The organism is Niallia nealsonii (assembly GCF_002835805.1).
GTDB lineage: Bacteria > Bacillota > Bacilli > Bacillales > Cytobacillaceae > Niallia > Niallia nealsonii.
Map to the genome: position 1 here is coordinate 16,791 of NZ_PISE01000066.1, position 14,711 is coordinate 31,501.

The window sequence follows — 14,711 nt, forward strand, 5'->3', positions numbered from 1 at the left end:
ACAAATGTCAATTGAATTTAAACGTCATCGCAGATTAAGACAATCTGCAAATATGAGAGCATTAGTAAGAGAAAATTATTTACATATTGAAGACTTAATTTATCCAATCTTTGTTGCAGAAGGAGAAAATATAAAAAAAGAAATCTCTTCTATGCCTGGCATTTACAATTTTTCATTGGATCGATTAGGAGAAGAAATGGATGAAGTGCAAAGCTTAGGCATTAAATCTGTGTTATTATTTGGCTTGCCGTTAGAAAAAGATGAATGCGGCACGCAAGCATTTCATGATCATGGTATCGTGCAAGAGGGAATTCGTTTTATTAAAAAGAACTATCCTGACATGGTGGTTATTGCAGATACATGTTTATGCGAATATACAAGCCATGGACATTGCGGGGTAGTGGAAGAAGGAAAAGTATTAAATGATGAATCATTAGAATTATTGGTGAAAACAGCGGTAAGCCAAGCAGAAGCTGGTGCAGATATTATTGCACCATCCAATATGATGGATGGATTTGTGGCTGCCATTCGCAAGGGACTAGATGAAGCTGGCTTTTTGGAGACACCGATTATGTCATATGGCGTTAAATATTCTTCTGCTTTTTATGGACCATTCCGTGAAGCGGCAGACAGTACGCCGCAATTCGGGGATCGCAAAGCTTATCAAATGGATCCTGCCAATCGCCTAGAAGCATTAAGGGAAGCAGAATCAGATGTAGCGGAGGGAGCTGATTTTCTTATTGTCAAACCAGGCTTACCATATTTGGATATTGTTCGTGATATGAAAAATACAATTAAATTGCCAATTGTTATTTATAATGTAAGTGGAGAATACAGTATGGTCAAAGCAGCTGCACAAAATGGCTGGATTGATGAAGAAAAAATCGTCATGGAAATGCTTGTTGGCATGAAGAGAGCTGGTGCAGATTTAATCATGACCTATTTTGCAAAAGATGCAGCAAAAATGCTGAGAGAACAATAGAAACGGGGGAAAAAATATGCGCTCATATCAAAAATCAGAAGAGGCTTATAAAGAAGCTGTCGAGTTAATGCCTGGTGGCGTAAACAGTCCTGTACGTGCATTTAAATCAGTGAAACGCAATCCTGTATTTATGGAATCTGGAAAAGGATCGAAAATATATGATATTGACGGCAATGAATATATAGACTATGTGTTAAGCTGGGGACCATTAATTTTAGGACATGCTAATGAGCAAGTAGTCGAAGGCATAAAAAAAGTGGCAGAACGTGGTACAAGTTTTGGTGCGCCAACATTGATTGAAAATAAGCTGGCAGCTCTTGTAAAAGAAAGAGTTCCTTCTATTGAAATTATTCGCATGGTTTCTTCAGGTACAGAAGCAACGATGAGTGCAATTCGTTTAGCTCGAGGCTATACTGGCAGAAATAAAATCATTAAATTTGAAGGCTGCTACCATGGACATGGAGATTCTTTATTAATTAAAGCAGGATCAGGTGTAGCGACACTAGGCTTGCCAGACAGTCCTGGAGTACCTGAAGGAATAGCGGCTAATACGATAACAGTTGCATACAATGATTTACAAAGCATACAATATGCTTTTGAAAAGTTCGGAGAAGATATTGCTGGAATCATTGTTGAACCAGTAGCTGGAAATATGGGAGTTGTTCCACCTAAGGAAGGCTTCCTTCAAGGGCTTCGTGATATAACAACACAATATGGGGCACTTTTAATTTTTGATGAAGTAATGACTGGATTCCGAGTGGACTACGGTTGTGCACAATCATATTTTGGCATTACCCCAGATTTAACTTGTTTAGGCAAAGTAATTGGGGGAGGCTTGCCTGTAGGAGCGTATGGCGGCAAAGCAGAAATTATGAGCCAAATAGCTCCGAGTGGGCCTATTTACCAAGCAGGAACTCTTTCAGGGAATCCGTTGGCAATGACAGCAGGATATGAAACACTATCTCAACTTACAAAGGAAACATATGCTGACTTTATTCAAAAAGCAGATAAATTAGAAGCAGGTTTATATAAGCATGCGAAAAAGTATGATATCCCTCTTACAGTGAATCGTGCAGGTTCGATGATTGGCTTCTTCTTTACAAATGAAGATGTTAAAGATTATGAAAGTGCAAAAACATCTAATTTGGATTACTTTGCAGCATTTTATAATAGTATGTTAGAGCAAGGGATGTTTTTGCCTCCTTCCCAATTTGAAGGGCTTTTTCTTTCTACAACATTAACGGATGAAGATATTGAGAAGACGCTTCAGGCTACTGAAGTAGCATTTTCTCAGTTAAAAGGATAAGCTCCGTCTTTTAGATTTAGTAATAATTTGAAAAAATAAAGATTTCCTATTAAAACAATGTGATTTTCTTCGGAAGATTGCATTGTTTTTTTTTGCTTATGAATAAAGGTATAAATGAATCTAGTTGCTAAATTTGCTGTTTAATATGTAATTCTTTAAGAGAATAGCTTATTATTTTTGCCTAATGATATAGAGGCAAAAGTTTTACAAACGAAAAATATACTTGGTTTCTCCAGAATCTAATCATAAAAAAGAATTTTACTTCATAAGTTGTAATTGACATAGTGATTAACGTAAAGGAATGAAAGGAGGAGTCGCTTTGTCTTTAGAAAATGCGTCTAATTTACGGTTTTCATTGGAAGAGTCTGTTTGGTTTCAAAAAGGACAGGAAGTAGCAGACCTACTTTCGATATCACTTGATCCCAATATAACTATCCAAGAAAACGATCAGTATATTACTATTCAGGGATCTTTAGAATTAACTGGTGAATACATTAGGATTCAGGAAGAACAAGAAGAAGAAGAGGTATTTCAGACTCCTAAATTGGTTCATTCCGTTATGGAAAGAGAGGAAGGGATTTGCGAATTTCTTCATCATTTTCCTGTTGATATTACCATTCCCCGAACAAGAATTAGCAGTCTAGAGGAAATTGAAGTAGATATTGAAACATTTGATTATGTTTTTCCTGAAAGAAGCTGTTTAAATTTGACAGCAGATTTATCTATTTCCGGTTTAGCCAATTATGAAGAGCAAGAAGAAGAAGAAAAATTACAAGAAGTAGAGGAAGAAGAGGAGTTTGAGCTTGCTTTCAGAGGAACAGAAGAAGTAGAGCTGCCAGTTTGGGAAGTGGAAGAAGAACCTGTAGAGATAAAAGTAAGTCCATTACAAGGGATTAGTCCCCTTATAGAAGAAGAGGATCGGATTTCTGCTGAAGAGATAGATGATTTATATGCACCTTTTGAAACAGAAGTTAGAAAGTCGCCTGAAGAAGAACAAGAAGTTCAGGAGGAAGAGGACGTTATTATCCCATTTTTTGCACAACCTGAAGAGGAAGAAAACCCTGCTTCTAAAGCAAATGATGATGTTCCAGAAATGAAAGTTAGTATGTTTAGAAATGAAAAGGAAATCTATTCAGCAGAAGCAGTATTTCAAAAGCCACCACAAGAATCATCAGAATTAAAATTAGAAGAATCCTCTTATGAACAAGAAGAGAAAGAACCAATAATGGAAGAGGAATCATCTTCTTCAGATGAAAAAGAAGCTAAAAAGAAAAAAGGCATTTTTAATAAAACAAAATCATTAACATTCACAGAGTTTTTTGCAAGAAAAGAGGAAGAGACACATACAAAAATAAAAATTTGCATCGTTCAACATGGAGAAACACTAGAAAGCTTAAGCGACCGCTATAATGTGAATGCACTAAGCATTTTAAAGGAAAATCGCATGGAGGCAAATCAAGATATTTCTGAAGGACAGGTGTTATATATCCCTGTTAAATTTACACAAAAGTAAGGAGTAAGGAACAGATCAAGTATGGCGGTACCCCTGCTTGACTGTTTTCTTTTTTCCTTTTATTAAGAAGAATGTGTTTTTAATAAGAAAGAGTGGCGCGTATGAGTGAAAAAAATTTGCTGAAAAAATATACACCGATTTTAAAGCCTTACGCAGTGGAGCCGCATTTCATTGAGGAATTTAATCGCATTACGAAAATCTATTGCAGTAAGGGAACATTCGCATTAAAGTCTATTGATCCACACAAAGGATCTGATTTTACCAAGCATGTTAGAACGCTTTATCAAAAGGGCTATAATCGTATTGTGCCTATTTTTCCAACTGTTGATGGAAGATATGCAGTATTATATGAGCAAAGATTGTATTATTTAATGCCTTGGCTTCCAAATGATGAACGAGAAAACTACTATAAAAAGCATCAGCAAATGTTTCGGGAATTAGCAAGGCTTCATATCTTATCTTCTAAAGAAGTGACGGTTGAAAAAGAAGATCGAGAAGAGCATTATGAAAATACATTGCTTGAATTAGAAAAAGAGCAGGAACTATTAGAAGGTTTTATCGAACAATGTGAAAATAAAGAGTATATGTCTCCATTTGAGCTGATGTTTTGTATGTACTATCATGACACAAAACAAGCATTAACTTATTCAGAAAATAAATTAAAAGATTGGTTTGAAAAAACAAAAGAGGATGAGAAGGCAAGGGTATCCATTATTCATGGAAAAATCTCTCCAGAACATTTTCTTTATGATGAAAAAGGCTATGGATATTTTACAAACTTTGAGAATGCAAAATATGGTCCACCTAGCCATGATTTGCTGCCATTTTTAGCAAGATCATTAAAAACTGCACCAAAACAAAATGAAGATTGCATGGATTGGCTATACACTTATTTCAATTATTATCCTCTTAGAGAGGATGAAATGTTATTATTTTTAAGCTATTTAGCCCACCCTGGTCCTATTCTTCGAATCTGTGAAAAGTATTTAAAAGGGGAACAGGCAGCAAATGAAAGAAAATATGTGCAAAAATTGCTTAAGCACTACTGGCTGTTAAAAAACACCGAATATATTGTCATGAGAATAGAAGAAGTGGAAAAGCAAAAAAAAGCGCAGCAGGAAGCACAGCAAGAAACCCAAGATTAATCAAGTTTTGGGCTTCTTGCTGTGTTTTTAAGGCTGTTTTCGTTATTTACCCCTGCTCAGTAATTCTACAAGTGTTTTCACCTTATTCGACAAGCAACAAACTTTTAGAAAAACAGCCTTTTTTATATTAAGTTGGATAGTCAACGAAAAAATCTAACATACTATTATAGAAAAATAATAAGAAATGGTATAAATTAAAAAAATAACGGTTATCCTTATTGACGAAAATCCCTTTTTTTCGGTAGTATAGCTATATACATAAATAAAGGCAATGACAGGGAGTAGTACAATGTATAAGTTGAATTATAGAGAGGAAATCATTTGCTGAAAGATTTCTATTCAATCCATTGGAAGGTAGCCCTTGAGCTTCTTTTGCGAACGGTAGTTTCTTATTAGTGAAAGACGGATAGATTCCGATATCATCTATAAAGAGCCAATATACTTTATATTGGAAAAAAGGTGGTACCGCGAACAAAACTCCATTCGTCCTTTTATGACGATAGGGTTTTTTTTATTTGCCAAAATATTTTGAGTTGAATGGAATAAATAATTAGGAGGAAAAAATAAATGGAACCAAATGAAATTTCAATGCCTACAAAATATGATCCAAAAGAAATTGAAAAAGGCCGTTATGACTGGTGGATAAATAATAAGTTTTTTGAAGCGAAACCGAATGAAGGAAAAGAACCTTATACGATTGTAATTCCACCGCCAAATGTTACAGGTAAACTGCATTTAGGTCATGCTTGGGATACAACGCTGCAAGATATTTTGACAAGAATGAAAAGAATGCAAGGCTATGATGTATTATGGCTTCCTGGAATGGACCATGCAGGAATTGCAACACAAGCAAAAGTGGAAGAAAAGCTGCGCAGTCAAAATATAAGCAGGTATGATTTGGGAAGAGAGAAATTTGTGGAAGAAACATGGAAATGGAAGGAAGAATATGCAAGCCATATTCGGGAACAATGGGCTAAATTAGGACTTGGCTTAGATTATTCAAGAGAACGTTTTACGTTAGATGAAGGTTTATCTAAAGCGGTTCGTGACGTGTTTGTTTCCCTTTATAATAAAGGCTTGATATACCGAGGAGAATATATTATCAACTGGGATCCTTCTACAAAAACAGCGCTATCTGATATTGAAGTCATTTATAAAGATGTACAAGGTGCGTTTTATCATATGAAGTATCCATTGGCAGATGGATCTGGATATATTGAAGTGGCTACAACTCGTCCAGAAACAATGCTTGGTGATTCAGGTGTTGCTGTACACCCGAAAGACGAGCGCTACCAGCATTTAATTGGCAAAACAGTTATTCTGCCGATCGTTGGAAGAGAAATCCCGATTATAGCAGATGACTATGTAGAAATGGATTTTGGTTCTGGCGCAGTTAAAATGACACCTGCACATGATCCAAATGACTTTGAAGTAGGAAACCGTCATAACTTAGAAAGAATTCTTGTAATGAATGAAGACGGAACAATGAATGATCGTGCAGGCAAATATAAAGGCATGGATCGTTTCGAATGCCGTAAACAAATTGTAAAAGATTTACAAAAAGCAGGCGTTTTATTTAAAATCGAAGAGCATATGCATTCTGTTGGACACTCAGAACGAAGTGGAGCAGTTGTAGAACCATATCTTTCTACACAATGGTTTGTTAAAATGCAGCCACTTGCAGATGCAGCTGTAGCTTTGCAAAAAGAAGAAGAAAAAGTAAACTTTGTACCAGAACGTTTTGAAAACACGTACTTGCGTTGGATGGAAAATATTCGTGATTGGTGTATTTCCCGTCAGCTTTGGTGGGGACACAGAATTCCAGCATGGTATCATAAAGAAACTGGCGCAATTTATGTAAATCAAGAGGCCCCAGAAGATTTGGAAAACTGGGAGCAAGATACAGATGTTCTCGATACATGGTTCAGTTCCGCATTATGGCCATTTTCAACAATGGGCTGGCCTGAAAAGGAAGCAGAAGACTTTAAACGCTACTATCCGACAGCAGCGCTTGTAACTGGATATGATATTATTTTCTTCTGGGTATCTCGCATGATTTTCCAAGGGTTGGAATTCACAGGAGAACGTCCATTTAAAGATGTGTTAATACATGGTTTAGTGCGCGATGAACAAGGCCGAAAAATGAGTAAATCATTAGGAAATGGCGTAGATCCAATGGATGTTATTGCAAATTATGGGGCAGATTCTCTCCGTTATTTCTTATCTACTGGCAGTTCACCAGGTCAAGATTTGCGTTTTAGCATGGAAAAAGTAGAATCCACATGGAATTTTGCGAATAAAATTTGGAATGCTTCCCGTTTTGCATTAATGAATATGAATGGTTTAAAATACGAAGAAATTGATTTATCTGGAGAAAAATCTGTAGCAGATAAATGGATTTTAACAAGATTAAATGAAACAATTGAAAAGGTAACACGTCTTTCTGACCGCTATGAATTTGGAGAAGTTGGCCGTGTGCTTTATAACTTCATTTGGGACGATTTCTGTGATTGGTATATTGAAATGGCAAAACTTCCATTATACGGAGAAGATGAACAAGCAAAGTTAACGACTCGTTCCATTCTGGCATATGTTTTAGATAACACAATGCGTTTATTGCATCCGTTTATGCCATTTATTACAGAGGAAATCTGGCAGAACCTTCCTCATGCAGGTGAGACCATTACAACAGCAAAATGGCCAGAAGTGAATCCAGAATGGACAGATGAAAAAGCTGCAAATGATATGAAATTATTAGTAGAAATTATTCGATCTGTCCGCAACAGCCGTGCTGAAGTAAATACACCAATGAGCAAAAAAATCAGCATTTTATTAAAAGCAAAAGATGCAGACGTACAAAGTACATTAGAAGAAAATAAAGCGTATATAGAACGTTTCTGCAATCCTGAGAGCCTAGTGATCGCAACAGAAATTGCTACTCCTGACAAGGCGATGACTTCTGTTATTACAGGAGCAGAAATTATTCTTCCATTAGAAGGGTTAATTAATATGGAAGAAGAAATTGCCCGTTTAACAAAAGAGTTAGACAAATGGAACAAGGAAGTCGAACGTGTTCAGAAAAAATTAGGCAATGAAGGATTTGTGAAAAAAGCTCCTGAAAAAGTAATTAATGAAGAAAAAGAAAAAGAAAAAGATTACTTAGAAAAAAGAGCAACAGTTGAAGCGCGCATTAAAGAATTAAAAGGCGAAGCTTAAAAGCCAAAACAATAAGAAAAGAAACAAGACGAATCCTAACTTGGGTTCGTCTTGCTGTATAAGCCAATTTATGATAATAAAGCAGGTGTAGAAATGTTTCAAACATATGAAGATGCATTAGACTGGATCCATTCACGTCTAAGATTAGGAATAAAACCAGGATTAACAAGAATGAACATGATGATGGAAAAATTAAATTTTCCTGAAAGCCAATTAAAAACTGTACATATCGGGGGAACAAATGGAAAGGGATCTACTGTCACTTATCTTCGATGCATATTAGAAAGTGGAGGATTAACAGTTGGCACCTATACATCTCCTTATATTGAGCAGTTTAATGAGAGAATAAGTATTAATGGGGAACCGATAAGCGATGAAGAGATTATAAAACTATGCAATATTTTATATCCAATTGTTGCGGAAATGGATCAAATGGATATTGGCGGTCCAACTGAATTTGAAATCATCACAGCTATGTCCTTTTATTATTTTGCGTTTATTAAGCCCGTTGATATAGTTATTTATGAAGTTGGTCTTGGAGGACGTTTTGATTCAACGAATATTATCCACCCTATTTTATCCATTATCACAAGTATTGGCTTAGATCATACAGCTATATTAGGGGATACATATGAGGAAATTGCCAGGGAAAAAGCAGGGATTATTAAAAAGAATACGCCAATTATTGCCGCAATAAAACAAGAAGAAGCATTAGCAGAAATTATTAAAAAAGCAGAGAAAGAGAATGCTCCTATTTATTTTCTTAATAAACACTTTGTAATAGCTGATCCTATATCATGGAAACAAGGAGAAAGCTTTACGTTTCAAACGGCTGCAGAAAAACTTGAAAATTTGCAACTATCCATGATGGGGAAACATCAGATTGAAAATGCATCATTAGCGGTAATGGCAGCAATCCTATTAAAAAAAGAAATATTCCCTCAAATTTCACAAGAGCATATACGTATGGGGTTAAAAGAAGCAAAATGGCCAGGGCGTTTTGAAATGGTTTCAGAAAATCCTCTTGTCATTTTGGATGGAGCCCATAATGAAGAAGGGGTACAAGCTTTAACAACAGAGTTAACCAAACGATTTAAGGATAAAAACAAGACAATTATTTTTGCAGCACTTTCTGATAAAAAAACAGATAAAATGATCCATCAACTTGATGGGATTGCTGATAAAATTATTTTTGTATCTTTTGACTATCCACGTGCAGCAACATGCCAGGAATTATATAAAGAAAGCCATCATCAGCAAAAGGCTTATTCAACAGATTGGAAAAAATCAATTAATGAACAATTAGAGGAAATAGAAGATGATTCTATGCTTATCATCACAGGTTCGCTTTATTTTTTATCTGCTGTAAAAGCTTATTGGAAAGGGAAAAATGATAAGCATAAATAACAATAAACCATATTAAATATTTAAAAATTGGATGATTTTCCAAAAGGAAACTGAAAATATTTAAAAATAAATATACCTCTATAGAGAAGAGGCAACTAGTGTTAATTTGTTTGAAGATTGCTGTAATTGGCAATCTTTTTATTTTCAAAAATATAAAAGAAAATAATATTCTATAAAACCTATGGATAAATAATAGGAAAAGGTTTAGTATAATGGTATTGGGTGAATAGTATGAATATTATGGGAGTTTATTTGTTTTAGATAAATAAACTATTGCAATAAACACTATTTAGGCATATTAATGCTGAAACAAGAGGTGGAGTATTTGGTTAAGTCACCAATGAAAATATCAATCTGGGCAGTTTGGCTTATACTGCTGCCACTCGGATTATGGTTTCTTTATCAAACCTATCCTCCAAAGATTGATGGCAATACATCAGATATATTAGCATTTCTGCTTTTTATGTCGGTTGTTGCAAGTATGCCGATGATGATAAATGGCAGACCCGTATTTTTTCTGCAATGGGCCAGCCTTTCTGTATTTTTAATCTTTGGGCTATTTATCGAAACAGTGCTTGTGCAGCTGGCATTAATTCCAATTTTGCTGCAATTAAGATTATCGCAAGAAACAAGATTTCGTTTGCCATTGAATTCGAGCATGTTTTTTCTGGTTTCTATATCTAGCGGGCTTATTTATTATGGGCTGGGGGGAAAACATGCTGCAGATATTTTATGGTATCCAAATTCTCTTTTTTTGGTTATTTTATATCCTCTTATTTATTTTTTGTTAAATGCAATTCTAATCTTCTTCATTAGCCAAGTCGTATATCAGCGCAAAGAAAAATTTTTCACATTAGATTTAGGATGGGAATTTGTAACAACCCTTATTACTTACCCAGTAGGTATTGCTTTATATATTATGTATAAGCAAATTGGCTTAATCGCTCTTGTTTTAATTGGTATTCCCTTTATTTCTCTTTCTGTTATTTTGCGTTTATATCATTCCAGTAGAACAGTTAATGATTATTTGAAAGAGATTGCTGAATTAGGACATCAATTAACCCAAAATTTACAGGTGAAAGAGACGATTGCTTTTTTTACTAATAGTTTATACAAGTTATTTAAATTAGATTTTGTATTTATACATGAAGTTGATGAGTCAAATGCATTAACAATGATCGCAAGGGTAGAGAATAAAAGAGTTTTTCCTTCTTTTCCTGGTGTACTGCTTATAAATGAAGGGATCTGTGGAAATGTTTTCTCGACAAAGGAACCAGCTATCTATCATCAAAAAAGAGAATGGCTTCCTATAAATAAAGGCTATATGCCAATGGAGACAGAAAGCGTATTAGCTATTCCTCTATTAAAAAATGAGCAAGTAATTGGTATTTTAATAGTGGGGAGCAAAAAAAAGAGAGCATTTGTGCATGTGCCATTAATGGTTCTGCAGCTCCTTTGTTCCCAGTTTGCTGTCGCTTTTGAGAATGCTAAGTATTTTGAAAAAACAAAGGAATTCAGTGAAAGATGCGCTTTAACCAAATTATATAATTATTGTTTTTTTGAACAACTATTAACAAGTAAATTTCAAGAACTGAAAAGCAGCCAAATTAATCAGTTAGTTTTAATCATGCTAGATATTGACTATTTTAAAAGTATAAACGATACATATGGCCATCAGGCCGGGAACGAAGTGTTAGTGGAATTTGCAAAAAGAATTAAATATTTGGTTGGAAATAAAGGAATTGTTGCTCGTTATGGAGGGGAAGAATTTTCTATTTTATTAACCAATATAAATATACAGGAAGCTTCCGAACTGGCAGAATTTATTCGGAGAATGATTGAAATACATTCCTTTACAATCAAACAAAGCATGAAAAGTCAGCCAGCAAAAATAAAAATTACAGCATCAATTGGTTTGGCCAGTGCGCCACATGATGCGGATGAACCGCTAGCCTTAATAAAGCATGCAGATAGAGCACTTTATACAGGAGCAAAACAGGCAGGCAGAAATCGGGTAGCGAGATATGTAAAGTGATAGGCCATCTAAAATACTTAGTTGTGTATTGCTGTTGCTTAATAAGAAATAAAAAGCCTTTTATAATCGAGCTGATTTGAAAAGGAAAATCAAACATATATGCATTTAAACATAGATAATCATATAAAGAGAAAAAATAAATTGGTTTATAGCTAACCAATTTATTTTTTCATTTAATAGTCATATTCTGCGTCTAGTTCGCTTTTTTCCGACTCAATAGTAGAGTTAATAATTGGAAGATAAATCTGGTTATTTTCATTGCCGCTGTTTGAACCGTTATCTTCTGTATACCCATCTGTGCAATTTGTTTGGAAACTAGTTGAACTTGTGTCGATATACTGGCCATATTTGTTTTTTGTATTGGTTGTGACTTTTTTAGCAAATACTTTTCCATCACCATTTTTATTGAAATTGCCTGTAATATCAAGCGTTTCCCTCACACATATTTTGGCATTGCTGCCTAAGTTTAAATTGCCTATTGCTGCGTTTGATCCAATATAAATGGCCGAATTTGTTATATTATTAATTTTATTAATAGTCGCATTTCCCAAAATAAGCAATTTGCTATTATTGTTAGGATTATTTAGCCCCTGAATAGAGGCATCTCCATTAACAATTATTTTGGAGCTATTGAGTTGATTTATTTCAGAAAAAGTTGATGCACCGCCTATACGTATAGTTGAATTTGTTAGACTATTAAGATTTTGAAAAGTGCCGCTTCCTTTTATCATCATATTTGTATTAGTAAAAGTACTATTTAAATTTTTAAATGTAGCTGTTCCTGCTATTGATATAATGCTATCGGAAGTTTCACTCCAATTCTCTGTTTCAAGGTTTCCTTTTACTTCTAACTTTGAATTTTTAAAGCTGTTCAAATTGTTAATTTTGACTGTGCCGCCTATATAAATGGAACTATTAGCTGTCTTTAGATTTTGGAAAGTTCCATTTCCAGCACTTTCAATAATAGAATTGCTGACGGTATCGTTTAGTGAACTGAAACTTATGCTGCCGCCAGAATGGATTTTTATTGTTGAGTTGCCATTTAAATTACCATTAACAGTAAGGTCGCCTGTGCTATAAAGGGTTGACCGATTAAAACTATTGATATTGGATGAAAGAATGAGCGCGCCATTAACCTTTAGAATATAGTCATTTATATTGGTATTGGTTGTAATGGAAGTAGTGCCAGAATACTGGCACTTGGAATTACTAAAGGAATAATTATTTGGTATAGGATTTACACATGAATTTAGATTTCCTGGATTAGATATTTCATTTCCGGTCAAACCTGTTTGATAAATATCAGAATAATTGCCTGAATTACCAGTTCCTCCAGAATTTCCGCTGTCATTTTCCTCTTCTTCATTTGCAACTTCTAATATAATTGGATCCAGTGTAATCGGAATAGTTAAGCTGGAATTCAAAGTGACAGTTTTGTCCGCAGTTTTGCCAATACTGTCAAAACTGTAAATAATGCTATCTTTTGTATTTGATTGTTTAATATTAGCTATAGAAAATAATTGCTTAGAGCTATTATCAACAGATACGATTAGTGTTTTAAAAAAATTATTATTCCATTCTTCTAAATTACTTTGCAGTTTTTTTCTATATGCTGCAGCGGTGGCTTCTTTTAAATCGCTAAAATAATTGGTGCTATTCATTTCTTTTTCAATTGTTTCTTTATTAGCAGCAGTAATAGTTCCATATTTTGTATAAATAGTGGAGTCAATGAGTTGATTTATTGATTTTTTAAACGTTTCATCTTTTTCTAATGCAGCACTTTCATTAATAATAGCCGTTTTATAATAAGTGACACCCATTTCAGCAATGGACACAGCTTGCACTTTGTCTTCTGTTACCATTATTTGTTTTGAATTATTAAAGGTCATTCCCATAATGGAAATATAAAGAATAAAGAAAACAGTTACCATTATTAAAACAATAATCAGGGCATTCCCCTTTTCACTCTTGTACAGCACTAAAATCCTCCTTTCTATTTAATTCTAGATAAGATAGTTTTCGATGAATAAGAAAGCTTTGGATTTTTTTTATTGTAAATAGTAAGTTCAATTGAAACATCTGTTAGTTTTGGATAGAAGGTTTCCTTATTTTTTGTATATATTTTTGAATTATTGCTAGTGCTTGTTTTTAGTTCATAAAAAAAATGATCATTTTTAAAGGTTATGGTCTTTTTTCCTTCTACTTTAATGTAATTTGCATTTGGATTTTGATCAAAGGCTATTGTATAGGAATCGGAACTTTGATGAATTTTGGTTAAATTTACCATTATATAGTTAGCTTCTTGCTGAAGCAATGTTTTATCAGTTACTGTTTTTGAAAACTGAAATCCTTGAAACAAAAATTGATAGGCAAGCAAGAGTATGATAGCTGATAATGAGACTGCTGCAAGTAATTCAATCAATGTTAAGCCTTTTGAATTTTGAATCATTTTTTTAAATCCCCTATTAATTTAATGTTAAATATCCATATATATTGCTTTTTAAGTTATTTTTTTCATCATATATATGGACATGGATCTTATATAATCTTGTCTTTCCGATATTTTTTAAGTTTTCAGGTATAGAAGAAATTGTTAAATGGACGAAATAATTTTCTTCTTTAAGAACTAATTCTCCATATTGTGCATCATGATTAATGGAAACTAGTGGCAAACCTTGATAATCCGTATTAGTGATAGAATATACAATAGACGAATTAGGTTGATTGACCATATTGTTTAGAAACGATTTTACTTGGGTGCTATTTTGTGCTTGTACAAGCCACTCTTTTGCAATGTTGACACTTGTAAGCTTTTTATCGGTTTCATTCATTGATTGTGAAGCTTGGGGAAAAAAAGTAATTAAAGAAGCAATTAATATTCCCAGGATAACAATAGATAATAAAATTTCTATTAAAGAAATTCCTTTATTATTTTTTATATATTGAAGTAACAGCATTTGGCATCCTCCACAGCGATCTGAATAAAAAATAAAAGCAAATATTTTACTGGATATAAAACATTTTTCCTATTCTTTAAAAATGAATGTTTCTATTATACAATACAATTAAAAATAAAGAAGAATTTACTGGGTCTTATGATGTGCGTT

The 14,711-nt window shown here is 33.9% G+C and carries 10 protein-coding genes and 1 other annotated feature; of the genes, 7 read left to right on the forward strand and 3 right to left on the reverse strand.

Annotation, left to right across the window (positions count from 1 at the left end):
- Positions 1–4: 4 nt before the first annotated feature.
- The 7 genes from hemB (at position 5) to CWS01_RS21160 (ending at position 11,604) form a co-directional block, all read left to right on the forward strand.
- On the forward strand, positions 5–982 hold the full coding sequence (gene hemB / locus CWS01_RS21130; protein WP_101179350.1) for a porphobilinogen synthase: 978 nt from the start codon (positions 5–7) through the stop codon (positions 980–982).
- A gap of 16 nt (positions 983–998) precedes the next feature.
- Positions 999–2,288 (forward strand): glutamate-1-semialdehyde 2,1-aminomutase, encoded by a 1,290-nt coding sequence (hemL, locus tag CWS01_RS21135; RefSeq protein WP_101179352.1) that lies wholly within the window; start codon positions 999–1,001, stop codon positions 2,286–2,288.
- A gap of 319 nt (positions 2,289–2,607) precedes the next feature.
- Complete coding sequence (spoVID, locus tag CWS01_RS21140) at positions 2,608–3,801, forward strand: stage VI sporulation protein D (protein WP_101179354.1); 1,194 nt, start codon at positions 2,608–2,610, stop codon at positions 3,799–3,801.
- Positions 3,802–3,902: 101 nt separating this feature from the next.
- Entirely contained in the window at positions 3,903–4,946 is a 1,044-nt protein-coding gene (gene ysxE / locus CWS01_RS21145; RefSeq protein WP_101179356.1) for a spore coat protein YsxE, read from the forward strand.
- 262 nt (positions 4,947–5,208) lie between these two features.
- Positions 5,209–5,440, forward strand: a binding site (T-box leader).
- A 73-nt stretch (positions 5,441–5,513) separates the two neighbouring features.
- Complete coding sequence (locus CWS01_RS21150; protein ID WP_101179358.1) at positions 5,514–8,162, forward strand: valine--tRNA ligase; 2,649 nt, start codon at positions 5,514–5,516, stop codon at positions 8,160–8,162.
- A 93-nt stretch (positions 8,163–8,255) separates the two neighbouring features.
- Entirely contained in the window at positions 8,256–9,569 is a 1,314-nt protein-coding gene (locus CWS01_RS21155; RefSeq protein ID WP_101179361.1) for a bifunctional folylpolyglutamate synthase/dihydrofolate synthase, read from the forward strand.
- 325 nt (positions 9,570–9,894) lie between these two features.
- Positions 9,895–11,604: a sensor domain-containing diguanylate cyclase gene (locus tag CWS01_RS21160; RefSeq protein WP_235852140.1), complete on the forward strand. Its 1,710-nt coding sequence runs from the start codon at positions 9,895–9,897 to the stop codon at positions 11,602–11,604.
- Positions 11,605–11,777: 173 nt separating this feature from the next.
- On the opposite strand, the gene CWS01_RS21165 is transcribed toward CWS01_RS21160, so the two are convergent.
- Genes CWS01_RS21165 through CWS01_RS21175 form a run of 3 tightly spaced genes read right to left on the reverse strand, consistent with a single transcriptional unit; the run spans position 11,778 to position 14,561 of the window.
- Positions 11,778–13,583 carry a hypothetical protein gene (locus CWS01_RS21165; protein ID WP_101179363.1) on the reverse strand — a complete coding sequence of 602 codons (1,806 nt, stop codon included), beginning with the start codon at positions 13,581–13,583 and terminating at the stop codon, positions 11,778–11,780.
- A gap of 14 nt (positions 13,584–13,597) precedes the next feature.
- Positions 13,598–14,053 carry a PilW family protein gene (locus CWS01_RS21170; protein ID WP_101179365.1) on the reverse strand — a complete coding sequence of 152 codons (456 nt, stop codon included), beginning with the start codon at positions 14,051–14,053 and terminating at the stop codon, positions 13,598–13,600.
- Positions 14,054–14,069: 16 nt separating this feature from the next.
- Positions 14,070–14,561 (reverse strand): type IV pilus modification PilV family protein, encoded by a 492-nt coding sequence (locus CWS01_RS21175; RefSeq protein ID WP_101179367.1) that lies wholly within the window; start codon positions 14,559–14,561, stop codon positions 14,070–14,072.
- Positions 14,562–14,711 lie beyond the last annotated feature (150 nt).